Annotated in this window: 18 protein-coding genes and 3 pseudogenes; 8 read left to right on the top strand and 13 right to left on the bottom strand. The window is 46.4% G+C overall.

Annotated elements, in window-relative coordinates; all coding sequences use genetic code 11:
- Positions 1-115: 115 nt before the first annotated feature.
- From MHB54_RS07565 to MHB54_RS07580, 4 genes are all read right to left on the bottom strand, one after another.
- Positions 116-2791, bottom strand: coding sequence for a PAS domain S-box protein (locus MHB54_RS07565; protein WP_023987293.1), 2676 nt, complete (start codon positions 2789-2791; stop codon positions 116-118).
- 163 nt (positions 2792-2954) lie between these two features.
- The gene (locus MHB54_RS07570; protein ID WP_053324774.1) at positions 2955-3890 is read right to left on the bottom strand and encodes a nucleoside hydrolase; all 936 of its coding nucleotides are present in this window, start codon (positions 3888-3890) and stop codon (positions 2955-2957) included.
- Positions 3891-4064: 174 nt separating this feature from the next.
- Positions 4065-6218: a glycoside hydrolase family 6 protein gene (locus MHB54_RS07575; RefSeq protein ID WP_081047454.1), complete on the bottom strand. Its 2154-nt coding sequence runs from the start codon at positions 6216-6218 to the stop codon at positions 4065-4067.
- A 542-nt stretch (positions 6219-6760) separates the two neighbouring features.
- On the bottom strand, positions 6761-8260 hold the full coding sequence (locus MHB54_RS07580; protein WP_023987290.1) for an alpha-glucosidase/alpha-galactosidase: 1500 nt from the start codon (positions 8258-8260) through the stop codon (positions 6761-6763).
- Between the two features lie 263 nt (positions 8261-8523).
- Between MHB54_RS07580 and MHB54_RS07585 the strand changes: the two genes are divergently transcribed.
- The 5 genes from MHB54_RS07585 to MHB54_RS07605 all read left to right on the top strand — a co-directional run bounded on the left by MHB54_RS07585 (position 8524) and on the right by MHB54_RS07605 (position 15083).
- Positions 8524-9369 (top strand): Cof-type HAD-IIB family hydrolase, encoded by an 846-nt coding sequence (locus MHB54_RS07585; protein ID WP_023987289.1) that lies wholly within the window; start codon positions 8524-8526, stop codon positions 9367-9369.
- A 333-nt stretch (positions 9370-9702) separates the two neighbouring features.
- Positions 9703-10701 (top strand): sugar-binding protein, encoded by a 999-nt coding sequence (locus MHB54_RS07590; protein ID WP_023987287.1) that lies wholly within the window; start codon positions 9703-9705, stop codon positions 10699-10701.
- Entirely contained in the window at positions 10698-12143 is a 1446-nt protein-coding gene (locus MHB54_RS07595) for a sensor histidine kinase (protein WP_023987286.1), read from the top strand. The genes MHB54_RS07590 and MHB54_RS07595 overlap by 4 nt, the downstream gene beginning before the upstream one ends.
- Positions 12118-13455, top strand: coding sequence for an AraC family transcriptional regulator (locus MHB54_RS07600; RefSeq protein WP_264454090.1), 1338 nt, complete (start codon positions 12118-12120; stop codon positions 13453-13455). The genes MHB54_RS07595 and MHB54_RS07600 overlap by 26 nt, the downstream gene beginning before the upstream one ends.
- Positions 13456-13682: 227 nt before the next feature.
- On the top strand, positions 13683-15083 hold the full coding sequence (locus tag MHB54_RS07605; RefSeq protein ID WP_264454091.1) for a sugar porter family MFS transporter: 1401 nt from the start codon (positions 13683-13685) through the stop codon (positions 15081-15083).
- Between the two features lie 173 nt (positions 15084-15256).
- Here MHB54_RS07605 and MHB54_RS07610 read toward each other — a convergent pair whose 3' ends face one another.
- The 3 genes from MHB54_RS07610 to MHB54_RS07620 all read right to left on the bottom strand — a co-directional run bounded on the left by MHB54_RS07610 (position 15257) and on the right by MHB54_RS07620 (position 16705).
- Positions 15257-15652, bottom strand: coding sequence for a hypothetical protein (locus MHB54_RS07610; RefSeq protein ID WP_264454092.1), 396 nt, complete (start codon positions 15650-15652; stop codon positions 15257-15259).
- 72 nt (positions 15653-15724) lie between these two features.
- Positions 15725-15910 (bottom strand): hypothetical protein, encoded by a 186-nt coding sequence (locus tag MHB54_RS07615; RefSeq protein ID WP_264454093.1) that lies wholly within the window; start codon positions 15908-15910, stop codon positions 15725-15727.
- 585 nt (positions 15911-16495) lie between these two features.
- Complete coding sequence (locus MHB54_RS07620; protein WP_264454094.1) at positions 16496-16705, bottom strand: hypothetical protein; 210 nt, start codon at positions 16703-16705, stop codon at positions 16496-16498.
- Positions 16706-17267: 562 nt separating this feature from the next.
- Here MHB54_RS07620 and MHB54_RS07625 point away from each other — a divergent pair.
- The 3 genes and pseudogenes from MHB54_RS07625 to MHB54_RS28700 form a co-directional block, all read left to right on the top strand.
- Positions 17268-17777 carry an HAD hydrolase family protein gene (locus MHB54_RS07625; protein ID WP_264454095.1) on the top strand — a complete coding sequence of 170 codons (510 nt, stop codon included), beginning with the start codon at positions 17268-17270 and terminating at the stop codon, positions 17775-17777.
- A gap of 49 nt (positions 17778-17826) precedes the next feature.
- Positions 17827-17874: pseudogene (locus tag MHB54_RS28695) on the top strand (hypothetical protein); the annotation flags it as partial.
- Between the two features lie 56 nt (positions 17875-17930).
- Positions 17931-18026: pseudogene (locus tag MHB54_RS28700) on the top strand (IS5/IS1182 family transposase); the annotation flags it as partial.
- On the opposite strand, the pseudogene MHB54_RS28705 reads toward MHB54_RS28700, so the two are convergent.
- From MHB54_RS28705 to MHB54_RS07655, 6 genes and pseudogenes are all read right to left on the bottom strand, one after another.
- A pseudogene (locus MHB54_RS28705) lies at positions 18019-18150 on the bottom strand (hypothetical protein); the annotation flags it as partial. The pseudogenes MHB54_RS28700 and MHB54_RS28705 sit on opposite strands and share 8 nt — an antisense overlap.
- 267 nt (positions 18151-18417) lie before the next feature.
- On the bottom strand, positions 18418-18816 hold the full coding sequence (locus tag MHB54_RS07635; RefSeq protein WP_264454097.1) for a hypothetical protein: 399 nt from the start codon (positions 18814-18816) through the stop codon (positions 18418-18420).
- A gap of 15 nt (positions 18817-18831) precedes the next feature.
- On the bottom strand, positions 18832-22299 hold the full coding sequence (locus MHB54_RS07640) for a phage baseplate assembly protein V (RefSeq protein WP_264454098.1): 3468 nt from the start codon (positions 22297-22299) through the stop codon (positions 18832-18834).
- A 20-nt stretch (positions 22300-22319) separates the two neighbouring features.
- Positions 22320-22748, bottom strand: a complete 429-nt coding sequence (locus MHB54_RS07645; protein WP_264454099.1) for a DUF4280 domain-containing protein — start codon at positions 22746-22748, stop codon at positions 22320-22322.
- Between the two features lie 15 nt (positions 22749-22763).
- Positions 22764-24188: a phage baseplate assembly protein V gene (locus MHB54_RS07650; protein ID WP_264454100.1), complete on the bottom strand. Its 1425-nt coding sequence runs from the start codon at positions 24186-24188 to the stop codon at positions 22764-22766.
- Positions 24176-24886 carry a hypothetical protein gene (locus tag MHB54_RS07655; protein WP_264454101.1) on the bottom strand — a complete coding sequence of 237 codons (711 nt, stop codon included), beginning with the start codon at positions 24884-24886 and terminating at the stop codon, positions 24176-24178. Before MHB54_RS07655 ends, MHB54_RS07650 begins: the two co-directional genes overlap by 13 nt.
- Positions 24887-25050: the final 164 nt, after the last annotated feature.

The following is a 25050-nucleotide window of genomic DNA, read 5'->3' on the forward strand; positions in this document are numbered from 1 at the left end:
AACTGTTCTAACTGTACTATCATTAATAGTACAGTTAGAACAGTTTGTCAATCTTTTCTTTGGTTATTCCTTACAAAAATAGCCGTGATGCATCACGCATCACGGCTATCTCTTTTTAGCCTTCCTTTGACTCATAAGGTTCATCACGGCTTATATTCGCAAGCGTTGAACCTTCCGGCAGCTTAAGATCCAGCTGGAACCGGAACGTCGCTCCTCTGGCCTCATCGCTATCTACACCAATAGCCCCCCCCATCAGCTTGACCAAGTTTTTACAGATGGACAATCCTAGTCCCGTCCCTCCATATTTTCGGTTCAGTGCCGGATGAAGCTGGGAAAAAGGCTGAAACAATAGATGCTGGCGGTCTGCTGGGATACCGATTCCAGTATCCGTTACACTGAACTCAATCAGGCATCTATTTTTACGACGGCTGTAAGCCTTTCTCTCCACAAAGATATTTACACGCCCTCGCTCCGTAAATTTGATCGCATTGCTCACCAAATTCACCAGCACCTGTCGAATACGCACATGATCGCCGACCAGCATCCCCGGCATTTCCTGATCCACATGCCATTCCAGCTCAATGCCTTTTTCCATAGCCTGCGTCATGAATAGGTCAGCCACACTGCCCACCACATCATCTAGCACAAAGGACTCGTGCAGCAAAGACATTTTGCCAGCTTCGATTTTGCTCAAATCCAGTATCTCGTTCAATATCTGCATTAAAGCACCGCTGCTACTGGTAATAATGTCTATATAGCTACGCTGCTCCTCATCCAATTCAGTATCTGCCAGTAACCCCGCCATGCCTATAATGCCGTTCATCGGTGTACGGAGCTCATGACTCATCACAGAAAGAAACTCTGACTTGGCCCGATCGGCGCGTTCGGCAGACTCCTTGGCCCGAATGATCTCCTTTTCATTCGTCCTGTCTACAAAAACCATCACAGCCCCTTTTCGCTCGCCATTATCCATCAAAGGGCTGATTCGATAGGAGGCCAGAAAGCTGGACCCGCCTTTTTTCCAAAATACAGCTTCCTCTGCCTGATAAGAGGCTCCGCTTCGAATCGCTTGAAGAATAGAGGACTGTTCGTCCGGAAAATGACTGCCAATTTCGTCAGCATGGAGGATCATGTCTATGCAAGCGCCATTCAGCGGATTGGCAGATCCTACGCCAAACATCTCAACAGCTGCCGGGTTCATAAAGCGGACATGTCCTTCGGTACTTAAACCTACAATTCCTTCGGATACGGCATTCAAAATAAGCGAATGCTCATTACTGAGCTTTTCAATTTGAGCAATGTAGCTTTTAAGAGGGGTAACATTTTCTATAATCCCGTAGCAGCCTACAATTTCCTCTTGCACGAAAATCGGGATATTCGTCATCTTGATGAATAGACGCTCCCCCTCCTTATGTATAAATTCCGATTCATAGGTTTGCGTCTCACCCTGCTTGGCCAGCTCCATGTGACGCTTGATTTTGTCCTGTTCCTCAGAGGAAGCCATGATGAGTATGTCAGCCCCAAGCAGCTTATCCTTCGTATAACCCGTAAGCTCCTCCAAGCTCGGATTCACGCTCAAGATATGACCTTCCATATTCACGGCGCATATCCCGAGTGGATTATGCTGAAACAGTGACCTATAACGGTTTTCACTTTCGCGCAGACGCTGCTCCATTTCCCGGTGCTCTGTAACATCCTGGATCATTCCAACCACTTGAACGGGCTTGCCTGCATGCTCGTCCATTTCAGCTTCCCAGATTGAACGCAGTACCTTTTGTTCCCCATTCGGCAATACAATCCGGTAAAAGGTTTCTTCGTGAACTCCCTTTAATATAACGTTGGTGATAATCTGTTTCATGCGCTCTGTATCTTCTGGATGAACAGCCGCCATGAACGCGTCAATACTTGTTTCAACCGACTTGACACGATAACCAAAAATGCTGCGAAATTCCTTGGAGAAATGCATAACATTGTTGACCAGATCCCAGTCCCATGAGCCGAACATCGCCAACCTTTGAGCTTTTGCCAAATTCTCCTCGCTCTTCTGGCGCTCTGTGATGTTGCGTCCGATGGACAGTACTCGCTTGATTCTGCCCTGTTCATCCCGAATAATGCGGTACGATACTTCCAGCCACAAATAGTGCCCGTCCTTATGACGAACACGCCGCTTCATGATGCCTGTTTCCTTGAAGAGTCCATGTACACGCATATAATCGGCATCTTCAACATGGTAGAATTGGAGCCGCTTTTTGCCGAGCATTTCCTGCTTTGTATAGCCTAGGAGTTTTTCCACCGAAGGAGAAATATATTGGAGTATGCCGTCCGCCGTGCTATATGAGATAACATCCGGCGTATTTTCCGTAATCAGCATGTACAAATCCTCATTATCCGAGAGCACCTGCTCCATATCTTTTTTCTCCGTGATATCCATTGCATACGCAATCAAATAAGATTGTTCGGTAGCCTCATCATCAAATATGGTTAATTCCAGCGATAGCCAGACGGATGTTCCCCTTTTATGTTTCAAACGCAGCTCTGTCTTATAGACTTGATCCGTAGCCTTTAGCCAACCTGCGTAAGCCTCCCTCAACCCTCGCTGATCCTGAGCCTCTTTATACAAGAGATGGTAATATCGGATATCCAGTAATTCCTCCTGCTCATATCCGACCATTTTGCAAAAGGCGGGATTGACGTACAGGCACTTCCCCTCCCTCGACAAAATCACGATTCCTGTCGGGGCATGATTATACATATGTTCCAGCAAAGGCAGTCGTCGAGCAGCAGAAAACACAATGAATCTCCTCCTTTGTGGTCCGGCAGTTTTTCTAACTACACCTATTCTAACATGATATGGGATTTTATAGCAGTGAGTCCACCTCTAGATAAGGCCCTTAAAACATGTATGCACAAAAGATTGCCGATGCAGGTTCATCGGCAATCTTCGAATTATTTTTTTATACCACCCGGCTAAGAAAATGACGCAAAAATCGCTCCGCATCGACTTTAAGTGCCACATCAACCGTAGTCAGGGCTTGAGCTTCGTTCTCATTTTGCACCTCACGGGTGCGACCAACCTCGGCGGAATCCCCCACCTCAACGGCAATGTGCATTGGACGCGTCTCCACAAAGCTAGAATCTATCGCTAATCCTACAGCCAGTGGATCATGCAAAGCACAGCCTGCAATACCAGGTCTGAAATTGCGATAGGCTTCCATATAAAAGTCTGTCATATCTGCCATAAACGCGCCCAGCTCGGTCCCTTGCTCACGCCATTTGTCCACATCCTGCTGGGGAAGCAGTGTTTGCATCGTGACGTCCAGCCCAACCAGCGTAAGCGGAAAGCCCGCTCCCAGCACATAGGCTGCGGCTTCTGGATCGGCATAAATATTCGCTTCAGCCGTCGGAGTTACATTCCCTTTCACTGTAACCGCGCCGCCCATGATGATCAGGCGGTCAAGCAATTGGGGAAATTCGGGGCAGCGATCCAATGCAATCGCAAGATTGGTTAGCGGTCCCACAGCTACCAGGGTAAGTTTGCCTTCATAGCGACGAGCCTGTCCGATAATAAAGTCAGCGGCATCCCCAGACGCAGCCTGACGGGAGGGAGCTCCTTTCAACTGATTGCCAATACCGTCTTCACCGTGAATATGCCGGGAATATGGTTTGAACAGCTCACGAGCATACGGCTTGTGAGCGCCAGACACGACCGGAGCCTCTACCCCTAGTTTTTCCAGCAGAATCAGTGAGTTACGTGTTGCCTCCTCCACCGAGATATTACCAAAGGTGGTTGTAATACCGAGTAGCTCCAATTCCGGCGAATGGACCGCGTACGCAATAGCAAGCGCGTCGTCAATGCCAGTATCTACATCTAAGATTAACTTTTTGCTCATGATGACCCTCCACAGTAGAACAGCATTCTTTTTTTCATTATACACAATTTCAATGCTTATTCCCTTGGTCATCAAATTCTTTATTCGAAGACGTAAAAAAAGACTACGACAGCTATGCCGTAGCCTTCTTTTAATACTTTTCAATCACTCAAGGGCACTTGTTCTGGCTAAATCCTAAGGCTCGATTCCCCACACCAGCTTATCATTGTGGAACAACGTTACTTTGTTCCATTCTGCATAAGAGGTTTTAGTTGGATCGAAGGAGTAATCATTGGATTCGTTCAGGTTAGACCAGTCACTATTGTTCATGCGGATCTGAATATCACCTGTTTGCGCTCCAGCAGCAAGCGTGCCGGCAGCAGCACTGAAACCAATTTCAATATAGTTGTCTGTAATGGTACGCAGCACGTTATCATTGCCTACTTGCGCATAGTCTACTGCAGATTGCAGCTCTTGGCTGCCATCCTTCGTGAAGTAATAGCGGATTTTCAGCTCACTCAGCTTCACGGGTGTTGTACCTTTATTTTTCAGGTTAAGGAAAGGCTTGACTGCGTTATTAGCTGGGTCGGTGTCACCAGCCCGGTACATTACAACCAGATCACCCGCTGGTTCTGTAGGGTCGGTTGGATCAGTCGGTGTACCTTTAGGTTCAGCGCTTACCGTTGCGGAATCCTTACTTGTTCCTTTCGCATTCGTAGCACTTACAACATAGAAGTAAGTTGTTCCGTTCGTCAGTCCCTTATCCGTGTACTCTCTTTCCGTTACAAGAGGCGCAACGGCTGTAAAAGGACCTGCTTCGCTAGTGGCACGTTTTACCGTGTAGCTATCGGCACCAGTAGACGCATTCCAAGTCAGTGTTACTTGAGCATTGCCCACAACAGCCTTTAAGCCTGACGGTACAGCTGGAGCTGTAGGCGCTGGGTCCACACCACCAGTGGAAGGCACGATTGCAGGGTACGCATTTTGTACCAGCATCACAAACTGATCATGGAACCATGCTCCTGAAATAGGTGCATTCGGTAAAGCATCTGTCAATGTGCCATCCTTGGTTGTATAGGTAGGATCACACATACGGTCAAAGCCTTTACCCTCATCGTTCGGAATGAGTGAGCTGGAACCATCGGAATCACCCGGAGGTTTCGCCCATACATAGGCATCAATATGGCCAGCTGGAGCCGTTTGTGGCGGTGTTCCCATACCTGCTCCGCTGTTATTACACCAGTTACCACGGTGCGAGCGTTTGTCAACACGGCCTGAGTTTACATAGGAGTTAATATCATTGCCGACTGCGGAAGTCGGACGGTTAGGTCCGCCCCATCCGTTACGGCCTGTATCAATTAACATACCGAGTGAGCTCGGCCAGCCTGCGCTGACAAAATCTCTATGCAATGACTCTGCGAAATCCGATTCATCGAAATTAGGATTCCATTCATAGTACTTGGACGATTTGATCGGTTGTCCGCCGACATTCAGATTTGGATCAGGCAAATTAGGTTCTGTCAGCGGTGAAGTATTGGCTGTATTCGTGATAAAGCCATCTACACTGGACAGACCTTTGCTAGTGTCTTTGAAGATAGTTGTAAACAGGGATACCGTTGCTGCACGGTTGTTATCCCAACCTAACCAGCCAGAGTGACCGATATCTACGTATTTGTACACATTCGGAATCTCGTTCAGCTTATTCATTGTGTACTTAACACCAGCTTCATAAATCCCTGTAGACTTGGCTTGCGCACATTTAGGATCATCCAGATTGGTTACCAGGTTTGGCAAACTATCTGGTTCAATGATCGCTACGATACGAATATCCTTATATTTGGGATTTGCGAAAATAGAAGCAATTTTGTCAACATAATCCTTTTTATATGTTTCCAGCCCTGCCTGAGTCAGCGGTAATTCACCATTGGAAGCCAAGGCATGACAATCCCGTCCGGGCAGATCATACACAATAAATTCCGCCGTAATCGGTGTGCTGCCTTTCTTTTGCGCCAATACTTGGTCCAAATGCGCTTCCAGGCCAAGCTTGCCTCCACCGCCGTTAATAGCAGCGATACGATCAAGCCATACGGCTGTCGGGAATGTTTTGACCGTTTGCATTTTTGCTTTCAGATTGGCATCCGTAATCTTGGCAATCGATGTATCAACACTAGCCGCATAATCAGGACTAACATATTTTGTCGCCCCTTGGTAAGGATTGTCCACATGGGATTCTGCATGTATTTTATCCGTAAATCCTGCACCTGGTAGAAAGCTGCTTGCGACGAGTGATAGCGCAAAAGCATACTTCATGCTTTTACGAAGCACTTGCTTTGTTTTCAATTGCTTCACCTATCTTTCCGTGGATTTTGTTGAATCTTCCTATGTCGGCACCTGATTGTTACATGATTAAATGTGAGTTACGCCTACTCTCCAAAAAAAAGCGGCGTTCATAGTTGCGAAAGGTAAGCGCTTTCTATTTGTCCATGCGCTCACATTTTCCCCTTTTTGTCACCTCCTATGTTAGATTATAGTGAGCTGGAAATCTGCTGTAAATTGAATAAATTAAGGACTACATTATTAATTAGGCATATGAATTGCCACTCTAACGGTTCGTTGTGGCACCTCTTTTTCTGAAACCGGTTCCTTCATTTGTTGAACATCCCTGCTATGACAAGCTCTCAGGAGATTTAGGATCGACAGCAAAAGAGCGAATTCAAAAAAAGCAAGACTGTATTCTTTAATTTCCGTCAGCCTAAATCGACAATGATAAACTCCAGAACGCCAACTATGCCAAATCGTTATATCTATCGACAGCAAAAGGGTGTTTTCAGGCCACATGACCGTGAAAACACCCTTTTATTGTTGTGAAGTCAATCTATGCTCTTGTTGTTCTACACTTTTTCGCGATCCTTGCCCTTGTCAGATTGCCCTGCATTTTTATTGGCGGCATCCCGATCCAGCTGCATTTCTTCAACCGTCTTCACCTTAAGTCGCGCTGCTCCCTCATAAGGTCGGGTTGGAATCAGATCGCCTGCAGCCAGACGTTGACGCGCCTCGACAATTGCTGCTCCGTATTGCGGCAGCCATGCTTCCTGGGCCACCAGCATTTCATCGACCATCTGCCAAATTTCTTTCGGATTACACACCGCGCCCACTAGCGGATCCATCATAAACGCTTGCCGCAGCAACTTATCATCTCCGTGCACAGCCGCTTCAACAGCCAAACGCTGGACGGAAATACTTACATTGCAGACGGCAGCAAGACCGAGCGGAAGGTCTCCTACATGTGGCATGGAGATACCATTCCGATCCACATATCCAGGCGCTTCAATAATCGCATCGTCCGGCAAATTGGAAATCACACCGTTATTTACGACATTAAAATGCCCCCGGTATACACGTCCGGTTTCCAGACCTTCGATAATGTATGAACCATGCTCTTCACCGCGATTTTCCGCCTTGTACTCCAATGGGTCTTCTTTCATCCAGTTGGGGAAATCTGTTTCAAACCAATTACGTCCTTCTGTACATACACGCAGATAGCCGCCTGTTTCTCCGTTGATCCAGCTGCCTAGATCAATCCAGTCCAGAATTTCATTCGGACGCTTCCGGTACCAAGGTACATATTCACTTAGATGGCCATTCGACTCTGTGCTGTAATAGCCAAAACGACGAAGCATGTCGATGCGTACCTTTTCGGTGCGGCTATATTCGGGATGTTTTTCAAAAGCCTCCAGCAGTCCAGCTGTCAGGTCCTTGCCTTCATGTGACGCCTGAATGTACCACGTCTGGTGATTGATTCCGGCGCACACAATGTCCACATCCTGTTTCTCCAGACCATACACCTCAGCAATTTGGTGATGCCCATGCTGGACGCCGTGACATAGACCGATTGTACGCACACCGCTGTATTTGTTGCAGGCCCACGTCATCATCGCCATCGGGTTCGAGTAGTTCAGCAGCAATACATCCGGTGCACTTAGCTCGCGGATATCCTTACAGATGGCCAGCATTTCAGCAATACCACGCTGACCATACATGATCCCTCCTGCACACAATGTATCGCCCACGCATTGATCCACGCCATATTTCAGCGGAATATCCACATCGGTTGCAAAGCCCTCCAGCCCGCCAACCCGGATCGTACAAATGACGTATTTGGCATCCTTTAAAGCTATCTTTCGGTCCGTAGAGGACTGTATTTGTATGGACAAACCATTCTCACGAATATCCCGCTGGCATAGCTCAGTAACCATATCCAGATTGTGCTGACTGATATCCGTAAAAGCCACTTCAATATCGTTAAATTCCGGCACCGATAACAGATCTCGTAAAATTCCACGGGTAAAACCGATGCTTCCTGCTCCAATAAAAGCTACTTTAAATGACACGGCATTCAACCTCCGTTAATTAGAATTGGTATATACCGTCATTGTAGCAATAGGTCTGCGGAAAGCGTTATCAAAATCATGACCAGTTTCGTATTTAGGTGTCAAAAATCCTAACTTTCGCTTTAGCAGAGGGTTGCCGATTTCCATTTCGTTCCATCCGTTTCTCTCTTTCTATCTAGTGTTTTTTCAGTTCAATATGTACTTTAAGTGCGGTAAATGTAGTAACATAAAAGAAAACATTGGAGAGCAAGGAGCAGCCTAAGATGAACAAAAAGATTATCTTTTTAGATATAGATGGAACGCTAGTGGATGATGATGGTATGATTCCCGAATCTGCAAAAACAGCATGTATCGAAGCGAGAAAGAACGGACATCTGATTTATTTATGCACTGGCCGATCCAAAGCGGAGATTTATGATTTTATCATGGAGGTCGGTTTTGACGGGATCATCGGAGCTGGCGGGGGCTTTGTAGAAATCGAAGGCGAGATGTTATATCACCACAAAGTATCGGATGAAGATGTTAAACATATGGTCGATTACTTTGATGAACATGATTTGGACTTTTATTTGGAATCGAACGGGGGACTGTTTGCGAGTAAAAACTTTTTGCCCCATGTGGAACGGCTTATCTATGGTGATGTGGACAATGATCCCGTAGCCAGAGAAAAAAAAGAACAACGTCCGCATCCTTTTATCACTGGCCTAACTATAGGAGAGGACAACCTGTATCGTAGTGACGTGAACAAAGCATGCTTTTTGGAAAACAAAAATGTTCCTTTCGAACAGATCAAAAAGGAATTTGCAGGGAAATTTGAGGTTATTCAATGTACTGTATCTGCTTTCGGGCAAGACAGCGGCGAGCTAATGGTTCCCGGTATTCACAAAGCCGTAGCTATTGAAAAGCTTATTGAGCATTTGGGAAGATCCCAAGAAGACACCATTGCTATCGGAGATGGGATGAACGATGCTGAAATGATTGAATATTGTGCGCTAGGAATTGCTATGGGAAATGCCAAACCGGGCCTCAAAGCCATTGCAGATGACATTACGGATGCTGTGGATGAAGATGGACTGTTTCACAGCTTTAAAAAGCATGGTCTGATTTAGTGATGTAATTTTTTTATACTTAAGCCCCTGCAGTAGTTTCTGGACTTAAAAATTCCTAATTCTACTGGTAGGGGCCTATCTCCAATGCTATCTTTCCACGGAATTCACATAGTACTTGCTCGGCTTCCATCTCCTCACTACTTGTAAGATGGGCAAACCATTCTTCAAATATCTGTTGTTGCTTATCCTTCAAGATTTCTACTTTGGTCATGTACCTTGATTAAAATATGGAATTCCTCCTCAATAACCGCGCTTATGCTGACGATAGCTGCGTGCGGTTGTTTTGTTGCTGTATAATGAGTGAGTCTGTAAATATTTACAAAGGAGCAAGACATGTCAAACCGTAAATGGACATTTATCCTTATCCCAGTCTTCCTGCTATTTGCCTGGCTGCTCTTCCAGTTCACTCTGTCTTCTTTTCAAATTCACCAATTTGCAGAGTTATTGAAGACGGTTTCTCCAAAAGACGGGGTTTCCGATACAAAAGTCGTACTGATATCCCAGGAGTTGGATAATTATTACTGGCGGTCAATCGAACAAGGAGCCCGAAAAGAAGCGGAACAGTACGGTATGCGGCTCGATTATATCGGGCCGGACCGCATTAATCCGTCCGAGCAGGTCAAACTGCTGGATAAAGCGATCGCCAGTAAGGCGGATGCAATTCTGGTTCAAGGAATAAATGATCCAGAGTATCGCCGATTAATCGACAAAGCAGCCGGACTTGGCATCCCCGTCATCACGATCGATACGGATGAACCAGACTCCCGGAGACTAGCTTACGTGGGAACGGATAACGAAGGAGCAGGAAAACGGATGGGCGCGCTGTTAGCGAAAGCCTCTGGAGAGCGTGGCGACATTGGAGTTATGATCAGTAGCGAGCGCGTCGAGAATCAGCGACTCAGGCTTGCTGGATTTCGTTCCGTGATCGGTCGCTATCCCAAGCTCCGCATTGTGGAGATTCGCTCCTCAAATATTTCACGGCTTCAGGCAGCACAGCAAGCTCAGAACATGCTCACCCGGTATCCGCAGATCCGCTACATGGTCGGATTCAGTGCGCTGGACGGCCTTGGTATTCTGGAAGCCTCGGAGCGACGCGGAGCGCGGAATTTGCAGATTTTCGCTTTTGACGATATGGCCGAGACGTTGAAAGCCATCAGAGATTGCAAAATCGAACTGACCATTGTTCAACAGCCAGAGGAAATGGGGGCTAAGTCCATAAAATTACTGAATGATTATCTAAAGGGGAATCCCCCCCAGGAATTAACATACACCAGGATATATGAGATGCATGCGGACACTCCCGACAACATGACCGGAGATGACAGACGATGACGATCAGAACGAAGCTGCTTCTGTTCATCCCTCTTCTAGTTGTGTTCGCCAATATCATCGCTTATTTTGTATTCCAAAGCGGAAAGGTCGTACAACAGAGCTACGATGAAATGCTTGGCCGCATTCTTCTCATCGAGCAAACCTCCGAATCGGCGGAGAGCAACTTAAATCTCCTATATGCCTATCTGCTTAATCCAAGAGGCGATAAGGCTGTGCAGGGCCCGACAGAATACCAATTGATGCAGTTGAAAGGCAGAATTCAGGAAGTCTCCGACTCGACCGACCCTTCTTTCGCCGAGGAGGACTACGTGAATCTGTTGGCTACATTTCTTAAAGAGAAACAAGCCGCAGTTCTGGATGCAAAGGCACAAGATCCTCAATCGGCTTTTGAACATTATATTGAAGCGGAGAAAACCGTCAGCTATATTCATGAGGAGGGTCAGCAACTGATCGATGATGAACTGGCTTATTACCGGCCAATCATTGAGAACATCCGGAACAAGAATGAGCGAATGAACGGATGGGGAGTGGCGTTGTTCGGCATGAACGCGCTGATGGGGGTTTTGCTTGCAATCTGGGTCTCGCGCAGCATTACTGGCCCTGTCGGCAGACTTGTCGGACTGGCGAAGCGAATCGCCACAGGTGATCTGAATATCAAGCCCCAACCGCGACGGGATGACGAGCTAGGCGTACTGTCGGACGCCATTTCGCAAATGTCCGCCGATTTGAGTATCCTCATCGAGAAGGATAAACAGAGTCTGGAAATGCGGCGGCTTGTGAAGGAACTGGAGCTTCTGGCTCTGCAAAATCAAATTAACCCGCACTTTTTATTTAATACCTTAAATGTGCTCTCCAAGCTGGCGATTCTGGAAGGGGCGGAGAAAACCAGCGACCTGATCGTTTCGCTGTCCAATCTGCTACGGTACAGCCTGCAGAAGCTGGACAAACCCGTAACTCTCCAGGAGGAACTGGATCATATCCGCGAATACGTAACCATCCAACAGGCGCGTTTCAGGGACAGAATTCGCTTCGATCTTCACTTTGACGCTTCCGTACTTCAGCAGCAAATTCCGGCCCTGACGATCCAGCCATTTATTGAAAACGCTTTTCTTCATGGTGTGGAAGATATGGAAAGCGGAGCCATTATCGTGTTAACGCTGTCGAGAGCGAACGAAGATGTACAAATTGAAATTTCGGACAACGGAAAGGGCATGACGGAGGAAACCCGACTGTCCGTACTCCGTCTTAAAGGCGAAGCCGAAAGCGGCAGTTCAACAGGACTTGGAATGCAAAATGTGTTTAGGCGGCTGCAGTTGTTCTACGGAAAGGAAGGAATGGTTGAAATCAATAGCAATATCGGACGAGGTACTACCATAACAATACGAATTCCAGTCAAGAAGGAGAGTGAGCAGACTGATGTATCGGTTGTTGATCGCGGATGACGAGGCTTTGGAGAGAGAAGGACTGGAATTGACAGTGGAACGGGCGATGCCGGGGATATTCCGGTTTATTCATGCCGGCAACGGCCGCATGGCGATTGAATGTGCGGAAGAGCACCGTCCCCATATTGCCATTCTGGATATCAATATGCCTGGAATTGACGGGCTTGCGGCGCTTCGTGAATTAAAGGAACGGCTTCCCGATACCCGATTCGTGCTCGTTACTGCCTATGATTATTTTGCCTATGCCCGGGAGGCGCTCTCTTTGGGTGTGAAAGAATATATTCTGAAGCCGGCGAAGCGAGAACTGATCATCGGTACACTGAAACGACTGATTGAAGAAATTGAGTGCGAGAAGCGGGCACGTACGGAAGAATTGGAGCTTAGGCACAAAATCTCACAGCTGATGCCGCTCGCAGAAAATGAGCTGGCTTTAATGCTTATGGTCGACCAGACCGTGGATTCAAGCGCTTCCCAGCTATCAGAATGGCTGGACTTTCCTCTTGATCAGGGAAGCGCCATCATTGCCGCCTTTGACGGATATACGGACGAGCAGGATAAAAAGAAAATTTACGATCATTTCCGAAGCTATGTAAAAACGCATGGCCCGAATGCCATTGTAAGCTCCTTGATCGACCATCATGTAGCCACTTTTTTACGCAAGCCACCTGTCACCGGCGAAAACGACTGGCGGCAGTTGGTGAATCACCTTGTTCAGCAGCTCTCCGAGCTTGCCCAGGAGCAACTTGGTATAAAGACGGCCATTGGAATCGGATCGCTGCATAGCGGCGAGGAAGGACTTCGCAAGTCCTATTTCGAAGCCGTTTTTGCCTCCACCCTACGCAAGCGGGATGGAGGTTTCTGCCACTTTGACGAACTGAAGTCATCAGAGGCTGGAAACGCTTCTTTGCTTGCCATCAAAGCGGAGAATGGAATGCTTCAGCAGACGTACGTCATGTCAGCACTGCAACGGATACGCGAACAGCGAGAGGTTCAAACACTGACTATGCTGGGTAGGGCGAAAATGTATATCGAGGAACGGTTCAACGATGATCTTTCGCTGGAAGAAGTGGCTGATTTTGTCCATTTGAATCCTCACTACTTCAGCAAAATTTTCAAACAGGAATACGGAGAAACATTCATCGACTTCGTAACCCGGCTGCGGATTGATAAAGCCATCTCTCTGATTAAGGCCGGCAACCTTACTCTTAAGGAAATCAGCTTTGAAGTGGGTTATAAGGACCCGAACTATTTTAGCCGAGTCTTTAAGAAGATAACGGGTGTTCCTCCCACTGAGTTCAAAGGCCAAAAATAGTAGAGATTCATCCATGCCGACTATCGGCATGGATTTTTTTAAGCTCGAATGACAAGGTAATGCTAGGTTCAGCCCCTCTATCTCCGATTCGGGAATCGAAGCCAAAATCGTGCATGAAAAGGTCCGTTTATTGAAGACGATAACCGGCCTTTCTTTTATAAGCGCATGTTATACTTCTCCTCGAAGAACGGAATGAGGTTCCAGAGATCTGGAGGGGAGATGATCATATGGCAGTAATCATCAATAATGAAAGCGCTCAACAGAAAGCGCTTCAATCAGAAAAACCTAATATGCTTTTTGTGACGTTGGTATCCATCGTAGCTGCGCTCGGAGGCATCCTGTTCGGTTTTGATATCGCGGTTGTTTCGGGAGCGATCGAATTCCTGCAGCAGCGTTTTTCGCTGAACGAATTTCAGGTTGGTTGGGCGGTGTCAAGTCTGATTGTCGGGAGTGTCACCGGAGCGGCTCTCTCCGGCTACATGAGTGAAAAGATCGGCAGAAAAAAGGTATTGCTGGCCGCCGGATTTTTATTCATCGTCGGCTCGATCTGCTCAGCGCTTCAAGACACGTTCACCGGGTATGTTATCTTTCGCATGATCGGTGGCATTGGCATAGGGATCACTTCCACCGTTTGTCCGGTGTACAACGCGGAGATCGCTCCCGCTAAATACCGAGGCCGTTTGGTTGCTTTAAATCAGTTGGCGATCGTAACTGGGATTTTCCTGGTTTATTTTCAGAATTCGTGGATCGTCAGCCTGGGGGATGAAGCCTGGGGTGTCTCAACAGCCTGGCGCTGGATGTTCGGAGTGGGAGCCGTTCCGGGACTGATCTTTATGCTCTTGATGCTCTTCATACCCGAAAGCCCGAGATGGCTTATTAAACAGAATCGGCCTTATGAAGCGCTGCCGATTTTGCTGAAAATTCACGGTGAAGAAGCCGCTAAGCAGGAAGTGCTTGATATCAAGGAATCATTCAAAAATGAGAACAACTCATTGAAACAATTGTTCGCTCCTGGTATTCGGGTCGCTCTCTTTATCGGTGTTATGCTCGCCATTATGCAGCATATTACCGGCATCAATGCCATTTTGTACTACGCGCCGGTTATTTTTAAGGGAATGGGACTCGGTACGGACGCTTCTTTGACCCAGACCATTTGGATCGGGTTGATCAATGTGTTGTTCACCATCGTATCCGTATGGCTGATCGACAAAGCGGGACGAAAAGTCCTGCTGATAATTGGCACCTCGTTGATGACCCTCTGTTTGGTCATTATTGGAGCCGCATTCAAAATGGGTTTGACCACCGGACCGCTCGTACTCATCATGATATTGATCTACGTGGCCTCCTATGCTATATCGCTTGGGCCGATCGTATGGGTTATGATCTCGGAGATCTTTCCGAACCGCATTCGCGGCAAAGCGGTCGCCATCGCTTCGATGGCATTGTGGGCCGGCGATTATCTGGTATCGCAAGCATTCCCTCCTCTGCTGAGTTCAGCCGGTCCGTCCAACACCTTCTGGTTATTCGGAGCCATCTCGTTGTTCGTCGTGGTCTTTATATGGCGCAAGGTTCCCGAAACCAAGGGGAGATCACTTGAACAGATGGAAAATATGTGGCTTGGGAAATGACCCAACTTTAGCTCTCAAGAAGCCCGGACACATGTTATAATGCTTCAAAACACACGTCCTCTGAGTCATACCGACCTAAATCGGCAATGGTTCAGAGGCTTCTTATTGTTTTTTTTAATTTCCCCTCCCGCTTCTCCTTAAATCACTTGAAGTTATGAATGGGCTGTTTTTGGTTAATGGATAGCCGCGGCGTAGCGTTGACCAACATCGTTCTTTTTATAAGCAGCTTCCGCGCCAGATTCCTTCTGGCCAGCACAGCCTCTTGATGGCACTTCTGCCAGCATGGATAAGCCTGCAGCCGCGTACCTCAAGGCACGGGTTGGTCCTTTCTTGGCGACATCACAGCGAATGGAGGTAAGCTTGCTGTTCACCATTCGGACGAGCGTTCCCAACACGGGGACTGTGCCGATGATACTCAGCGCCTTCTGCGCTAGATTCAGCATCCCGCCCAGCAGGTTTGCCTTTGACGATGCAAGTGTGACAGGGGAAGCACCTGCCGTCTCGCCATCCATCACCATACTACTGCTGCCTGCTTGCAAATAGATGACCTCACCTGCCGTAATGTCCAATGTGTCCTCATAGCATTATTTAGAGGATAAAATCCAAGCTTAAGATGTTTGACTCTCTAAATCATCAATCCATTAAAGTGCTTGCTGACGCATCAGGCCGTCTTTCTGATCTGCTACATCCCTCAAATGTTCCGCCTGATCCAGTAACTGTTTAATTTCAGCTCTTACTTGAAAGTCTCTACGTCCTGAGCGCTGCAACTCTGCCGCCTGTTCGGGCAATTCCTTGGCTTGCTGACAGTAACCACGAATTTCATCCATAAGCTGTTCGTATGCTTTATGTGCCTATGTAAGCAGCCCATCTGTTGAATGACTTGTTACGTTTTGTCATTTAGTTCAGTTTCTCAGCTCATTTTCTGCATGCAAAAAAGCTCATTCCTACTCATGGTTCAAGTTGGGAAGAGCTTTTGAAAGTTAATTAAGTGTTTGTAGCTTGTATTGTACGATCTTGTTGTTGATAGTATACAATACATTTTTTTGCATATAATCAATAAAATATATTTATAACCAAACAATGTGATCCTATTTATTACCCTTGTTCCGTTTTGTTAAGCCCAACCTGTCTAATATATCGCTTTTATTAACATTTAACCGAACATGGTAGTCTCCAGATGGACATATAATACTTGGATGCATACCACTTTCTGCTTTTTGATAAAATAGGATTTACCCACAATTTGGACAGGGGACTTTTTCACCATTCAAGACCTTTCTATCAATATCATTCTTATTCTTTATTATACTTATCCATATTTTCCTCCTTAAAGTCAACGATACGGTAAATTAGGATAAAGAAGTTTCACTTCTTTGAGGATAGCACGAATTTCACTATATGAAGATTTTCTTTTAATGCTTTGCTTCTCTTAAAAACGCAATAACCTCTTCGCGTTGAGTATAAGTAGGATTTTTTAATGAATTATGTGTAACTTCATAGATAATTGTTTGAGTAGTCCTAGTAACAGACTCTGTTCCTTTTATATATATTCTTATAGTGTTTGTATTAACATTTGCAAATCCCAAGATTTGATTTCCAAAGTCATCTAAAGGAATTTCCATACTCCAGTTTGATTTTTATATTATTCCGTTTTATTAAGTCTACTGTTTCTTTTCCTACATTTGCTTATTCAGTTCTCGATACAAATTTTTAGGTGCGATCCTTTGCCCATTTGGGGCAAAGGTATCTTCTTTGAATAGGTCAGTTGGTTTAGCATAACGAGTTCCCTTAGTCCCAATTTTCCTAGACTGCTGTTTCACTGAGACACTATTGGAAGATATTTTCGCGGAGATTTGTTTTTTTCCCACCTGTGAGAAATATTGTTTGAATCTCTGCTCTGCTAGGGCCACCACCTCCGCCCAGTCCATCGAACACAAAAGGACCTTCAGTCAGGTTAGCTAATGACATTCACCTTTGCTCTTCTCTAGATATGCCTTCTTTATTCGATAAAATCAAAAAATCCCCAGGATAGCTATTTTTCTAGTCACATTGACAGGAGCTACTTACCTTCTTCTAATTCCCGATTCCCTCTTTTCCTTGTTATATTTTTCAAATTTAATATATACCTAATATAAATATATTAGTAACATAAGAGAAAACATTCGAGAGCATGGAGCACCTGAGATGAACAAAAAGATCATCTTTTTAGATATAGATGGAACACTGGTGGATGACGACAGCATGATTCCCGAATCTGCAAAAACAGCATGTATCCAGTCCATAAAGAACGGGCAACTCATTTATTTATACACAGGCCGATCCAAAGCGGAGATTTATGATTTTAACATGGAGGTTGGTTTCGACGGGATCATCGACGCTGGCGGGGACTTTCTAGAAATGGAAGGCAAAATGCTATATCATCACAAAGTATCGGATGAAGATGTAAAGCATATGGTCGACTACTTTGATCTGCATGGAATGGACTTTTATTTGGAATCGAACGGGGGACTGGTTGCGAGTAAAAACTTTTTTTCCCCATGTGGAGCGGCTTATCTATGGGTGATGTGGACAATGTTCCCGCAACCAGATAGAAAGGAAGAGCGTTCGCATCCTTTTATCACCGGCCTAATTGTAGGAGAAGACAATCTGTATCGTAGAGATTTGAACAAGGCGTGTTTTTGGAAATCCTTTTGAGCAAATAAAAAAAGAATTTCAGGGGAATTTTGCAGTTATTCAATGTACCATATCTGCTCTCGGCGAGGCACAGCGGGTCATGGTTCCCGGTATTCACAAAGCCGTCGCCATTGAGAAGCTTATTCAGCATCTGGGAATGTCCAGGGAAGATACGATGCGACTATTGTTCTTGTCCATCAGCATGGAACCGGGGCAAAAGGGGGGAGTATTTCCTATGGATGGTCCCGAGGCGAACTGCCCCCTAAAATTCGTTGCCCATTGAAATATGCTCTAAAACCCGTTCCCAGATGCCAGCGATTTTCCAGCGGCGGAACCAGGTGTATAACGAGGACCAGGAAGGATAATAGTCTAGCATATTGTGCCATGGCATTCCTGTGCGGGCGACTCACGATATCGCTTTGAGCATCACCCGATTGTCTGTTCCAGGTCGCTCTGTGTGTTTTCATTCCGGTGGTAACGCGTCTTTAATCTTTTCTCACTGATCATCTTAGATTTTGTATCGTCTTTTCATATTACTAATTATGCATAAATTAACATTTTTTTCAGTTTGAATATATTTATTCTCAGTAGGGGCTTTTGGACACTTTAAACACCTACATAAACCCTAGTATTTTATTCGAATTCAAGGAATTCAACTTGTCTAAAATACTGCTTTGAACGGAGGATGACCCGTCTCTTGATTTTGTAATATGCTAGGTTTGCGGAATCTTAAGCTTGTTTGAATTTTAAAAATTGCTACATCATCTTTTATCTCTTCAAAAGAAATATTCAACCAAATCGGTACTAAAGGAATTAAACCAGTAAGTAGTTTTATAACTTCTTCTAATTCTAGATATCTCCCATTAGTATTCTCTTTACTCAGAAGTGTTAATTTGATCCATTCATCTGTTGAATTTAAGTTTTTGCTACGCTCCTCCACAGGTTCAACAATAAACCTGATCTCCTGGTTTATTAATTCTTTTTGTATTCTGATTTCATCAACAGTCTTTAATAAGTTTTCTCTAAAAAGTTGCTTATTCATTTGTGTTATATTTTCCAATTTAACATACTCCTGTTATTTTATTTTTTTGCTTACCACTTTTTCAGCTTCTGTAAGATAACCCGATTTATTTATCTCAAATTTATATAATTCAATCCATCCTCCTTTTACTTTTACTCCAGCTTTTTCAAAGAGTTCTGGATACTTTGATGCTTCAGCTACTGTCGGCCGATAATGACCTGACTTATTGTCAATTCGTCTTACTTCTCCTTGTCCATTTATTTTCAATTGCCCTGCCGCAAGAACCTCATCTCGATTGCCTAGGGTATGATGCCTTTTCCCAATTACTAATTCCCCATTTTTATCTATAACAAAATCCACTTGCGTCCTACCGTTAATTCCTTTAATCCTTCCATTCTCTAAAGTATATGTTAGTATTTTCCCGTCTTTGGGTAACCCTTCATTAGGAAATTTATTCTTGATTGTTGAACCAATATCAGTTTCCTCTAGTATCTTAGAATTCCCCTTAATAGCCCCTGTTCCTTTTGACATGCCGCGAGAAACAATACCAAGAGTCGGGCGGGTGCTCTGTCTTGATTGGAAGATAGATGCGGTGGAAATTATGAGTTCGAACTGTGCTTGGGAAATTGCGCTCTCTAATGCTATCTTTCCACGGAATTCACTTAGTGCCTGCTCGGCTTCCATCTCATCACTACTTGTAAGATGGGCAAACCATTCTTCAAAAGTCTGTTGTTGCTTACCCTTGTATAAACTTTGATACCATCGCTTTAGATCAGCTTCAGCTTGTTCTTTTTCCGCTTTTTTGGCTCCTGCATTCATCGCAGTTTCTAAACGAACATCTGGCTCGGTTTTTCCTTTTAGCTCGGGATTTACTGGCCTAGGGTACGGGTCTTTTTTATTTAAAATCAGCTCTACGAAGGCCCACTGGGCTTTTGTCTCCGAGTTACTTTCTACTTTACTCGTTTGTGTTAGCCTTGCAAACCAAGTTTCAAAATCCCTATTTGGATTAAACTTATAATATCTTTCATACTCATTCCTTAATCTTTCTTTTTCTTCTAAAAAACCTGCTTCTCCTTCACGCATCACCATTACATTCTTAACATATTCCTCAAATTCAAGATTTCTATTTTGGTCATTTTGATTAATGGAACCAAATTTCTCATCAAGAATTCTCTTCGCTCCGGTGGCATCTAAGGGTTGTAACTGTTTAACTTTTTTATTCCGCCAGCCCGCTCTTACTTCAAGCGGAATTTTGTGATACTCCGTATTCAGCTTGTCCATATTATGGGCTAGACTTTTCACTAGCTCACCTAATGATCTGGAGCTGGCGACGTTGCGGGCTGCCGTCCATACTTTGCCTCTGTAAGCGGCGGCGTAGCGTTGTCCGACGCCGTTCTTTTTATAAGCAGCTACCCGGCGGTTAAAGGCTACGGCTTCCCGCGCCAGATTCCTTCCGGCCAGCACAGCCCAGCCTCCTGATGGCACGCCTGCCAGCATGGATAAACCAGCGGCCGCATACTTCAAGGCACGGGTTGACCCTCCCTTGGCAACGTCGCGGCGAATAGAGGTGAGCTTGCTGCTCACTATCCGGGCAGGCGTTCCCAGTACGGGAACCGTACCGATGATACTCAGCGCCTTCTGAGCCACGTTCAGTATCCCTCCCAGCAGGTTTACCTTGGGCGATGTAGGTGTGGCGGGGGAAGCACCTGCCTTCCCCGCCTGGCCACCTCTTGAGCTTCCCCCGTTAGGTGAGCCTGTCCCTGATTCGCTAGTACTCTTCGGCGCGTGGGCGGCCTGATACGCCTTGATCGACATCAACGGCGGTTCTGGCACGGGCTCCAGATCAGCGACGAAAACCGGACGCTTGATTATCCCATCCAGCTTCACTTGCGACGAACGAATATCCGTCTCTCCGTCTATCACCATACTGCTGCTGCCTGCTTGCAAATAAATGGCCTCGTTTGCCGTAATGTCCAGTGTGTCCTCCGCGTGGACCGTTAACCCCCGTTTGGCTGCAATTGACAGCGCATGGTCACTGTATACCTGTATTCCCTTCGCATCAAGTGAAATATATACGCTATCCGTTTTAGCCGATACTAGCAACTCTTGCGGGCTTAGCTTAACCAGCTTGTCATGAGGAGTGCCCCAGTATTTAATGTCCGGATTGCCCAACTCGGGTACAGGCTTGCCACTGCGCCTCACAGACCTGGCTGCAAAACCATCCGACTCCTGCAAAGTCGGGAACTGTACCTGCACCATGTCTCCTTTTTCGGGCATCACATACCAGCCGCTATGGCCCTCTGCACTATAGCCTGTTGCATAGGGGAGCCAGCATGCCTTTTCCCGTTCCTGTACAGCATCTATGGTGAGATGTACACGTACCTGATCCCGCTCAACTTCCAGTACCCGGCCCTCTAGGGAGGCCCCTCTCACTGAATGGTTCCAGATCGGCTTTTGCCGAATTTCATCTTCAGAAACCAGTGTATAGGTATGTAAAAACAACCCCCGGTCCATCCGGGACACTATATCCGCAGCGAGCAGTTCCTTGCCTTGAAAAGAGAGTACATCTCCGGGGCGGAAATATCGTGCACTCTCCACAGTATAGGACGTACCATAGGGGGTGTTGGCTTCGTTATGGCTCATACCGATTTGAATCCCCGTCTGTATATGCCAAAGGTCTGCTCCCCCAGGCAATGCTCTACCCATGAAGCCATCCACGCTGACAGCAGATAGTCGCTCACTGCTGCTTGAATCACTCCAAAAATATTTTATTCCGTCGTCCACATGTCCCGATCCTGGAAGAGGGCGCCCAAGGATTGCTGCGGCTTCGTACACCGACGATGCTCCACATGACAAACCGTCCCCGTCAGAAAAAGCCCCATCTGCGCCGACAAAGCTTTTTCTTGAGTGATACGGGACCTCATCCAGTGTTGCGGGTCGTCCCTCGGGAATACCGAACCAGAACTTGGGGGAATCTGCGGCAGCCTCAGGCACAAGCACAGCTCCAAATCTGGAAGCCATCCTTTTCAAAAATGCCCAGTCTGTTTCTCTGTACTGCAATGTCAAAGCGCCCAGTTGAGCACCCCCGCTGACCGTATCAATCACATCTGCGCCTGTATAACCAGTAAGTACCTGCTTCAGCAGCTGCCCATACGTCATGGTATGATCTTGAAAAGACCGGGTCACAGGCCTCACATCGAGTCGAATCGTATGCGATATGGCCTCTAACTGTACGTAATGAATACCGTGTACCTGCTTCAGCGTGATACGCGTCATTTGTCCATGAAACAACGTACGCAGCCGCTGGCCATCCTTGTCCTTTTCGATGACTTCAACCGGTTCGGCTTCACTCTCTAACTCCATAAACCGTTCCTGCTTTTCCTCCGGCACGATGCCACTTACTACCAAACGCACATGGTCGCCCAATCTACGCTCAATACGAATGTCTGTCATAGTTTGCAGCGGAACTTTACTCAGTAATTCCACATGACGGTAACCGGATGTTTCCTGCACCTTGTCCATTTGATGAGAAACCCCCACTATCATTCCAGATTCTGCCCGTCATTTTCAATCGTTATTGCTCCGCAATACAGGCAGGCATTGGTACAATGCTCCAGCAAGGCAGGCTGTCCCTCGACGAGCACATCCTGCTTGCCCCCAATCCAAGGTCGAAGAATGACCGGAACACAAGGCGCCTTCTTCATACCGAAAATGTCCACCATCTGGCTATTTTGAACCGCCGGATTGGCTGGGCTAAAACAATTACCAAACCCAGATATATGAACTCCCGGTTCGTGATCCCCCACATTCATCTGGGCCTTGTTCTTGATGTAAACACCGTGGCTAAGCGGACGCTTGAGCCGGGTGGGTTGTGTACCACGGTTGCATTTCAAAATAGCCCCTGCAACCACATATCCTTTTTTTGCACCTGATCCGGCCTGAATGGTCATGGATGCTTTTTCTTTTGCCATGGTCTGCTTCCTCCGTCAATTCGTTTTGACTTCGCTGCCAACGACCGATGTGTCACCACCGAGTGTAATATGGCTGCTGCGGCTGGACAGGTTGATTTCCTGACCGGCGGAAATAGTCACCTTTTGCCCCGCCTCCATGTGGATGTTACCGCCTGCCGAAAAATGAACATCTTTGTTGCTCACCATATGAATACCGTCGCCCTGATTCAGCTTGATGAAAACAGCACCATCCTTGCCGGTAATTACCACCTCGTCCGGTGTCAAGCGGATTTCCTTACCATGTGGCGTTCGGAAAATTTTTACGTCCGGATGCTTCAAATGATTGTGGCCGCCATCCCCCCGATCCTGCCGGGCCGAGCTACTGGCGATGCCCTCGTCATCATGCTGGTTCGGGAAATAAATACGCACTTTATCCCCCAGCTCAGGCATCACATACCAGCCACTATGCCCCTCTGCACTATACCCTGTTGCATATGGAAGCCAGTGGGCTGTATTTTTGTCCTGCTCCGGGTCGATATCCAGATGCACTTTAACCCGATCACGTTCGACAGCGATCACTTTTCCCTCCAGAGACAGACCCGTCAACTGCTCGTTATAATACGCTTTCTGTCGCAACCCCTTATGTGTCGTCAAGGTATATATGTGCAGCAGCACTCCCTGGGTCATACGAGTTCGTGCCTCGTATACATATAGCGTTTTGTCGCGAAACTGAATTTCATTGCCCAGTTCCAGAACCTGCTCTGTTTCAACGGTATAATCGAGAAAATCCTGCTCATCCACCGAAGCTGTATCATTGCCTGCAAAGTAGCGATATGCCGAAATTCTTTTGCTTACTGTGTAATGATAATTGTCCAGTTGAACGGCTGTTCCGCTTTCCTCAATCCCAAAATAGAACTTTGGGGTATCAAATATGGCCGCGGGCATAAGGGAGGTATGGTAATAGGAAGCCAGCCGCTTGAGAAAAGCCCAATCAGTCTCGCGGTACTGCACCCACATCCGTCCGATCGACGCTCCCATGGTGGCCGAGTCCATGATGTCCAAGCTAGGATAAAGAAGCGAAATACGACGCAGCAGTTCATCCACCTTCATATTTTTGTCCTGAAAAGAACGACTTTGGGGGCGTACATCCAGCCTGTAGGTATGCGACACAGCCTCTACCTCCAGGTAGTACACATCTCGTACCGCCTTCACTTCAATCGCCAGCACTGTTCCGCTAAACAAGGGAACCTCCGTGCCATCCTCAGCCAGCTGCAAGATTCCGACAGGTGAGTCAAATTTGGTCATATCCACATAAGTGTCCTTTAGTTCCTCAGGCACGACAGCGGTAAAACGCAACCGAGTGTGGTCATTCAGCCGCTTGACCAGGTAGAGCTCCTGTACATTGATAAGCTGATAAGGCGTGATTTTCAGATTAGAATAGGTGGTGCTTATCTGCTCCATGTTCCTTCTCCTTCAGCCTCACTAGGCAGGATTCTTAGTGTGGTCACCATACGTTGAGCGACCGGACGCCATGTATCCATACGTTCCTCCGTACAGTTAAATGAGCATATAAGCGCATGCCCTTCCAGAGCTGCAAAAAAGGTCAGATTATACACACGTGTATTCAAAGCCGGAGTCATAAATTCACAGTATCCGACCCGTCGTCCGTACACCTTGCACACACCGTCTGCATACCATTCCGTCAACTTTTGCGTGTGGTGAAAAATGTAGATCATCTCGCTGGTGAACGCCTCTAGCTCCTCATCCGTCAGTTCGCTTGCTGTCAGGTTAAAAGAAAAATTGATCTCCCCCATTGGATCAGTCAAAATGAGCGGTGGGCGATAACTCGAAGGATATTTTAGTTCAATCTCCCGCTCGCCCATCTCGGTGAATGTCCGGGGCAACCATACCGAAATTTTGTCGTTCAGTAAAGGACGTTCTGCAAAAGCGATTCGCTCTCCATCCAGCATCTTAAGTGGATGAAGTTCCAATTCAAAAAGAATGGATGCGTCCGCATCCGTTTCCCTTTTCTCCAGTTCCAAGCTGCTCTCAGACTTTATGTAATTGTGTAAATCCGATTTTAGGAGACCAGATGCACCCTGTTGTTCCTTCCGTGCAGCATTAATCATGTCTGCAATTTGCTCATCCATATGTCCCATCGTCAGTAAAACTCCTTTATATGTTCAATCTTAATATTCATTTTGTGGAACTCTATAACATAAATAATTGAATCCAAAGAACCATTCGAATTCCAATTTATACCTTACATTATAGGTATCATACGGAGTGTCTTGGTTATTGTCAATTTATAACTTTTATAAAA

It is taken from the genome of Paenibacillus sp. FSL M7-0802 (assembly GCF_038004945.1).
In the GTDB taxonomy this organism is placed as follows: Bacteria; Bacillota; Bacilli; order Paenibacillales; family Paenibacillaceae; genus Paenibacillus; species Paenibacillus polymyxa_B.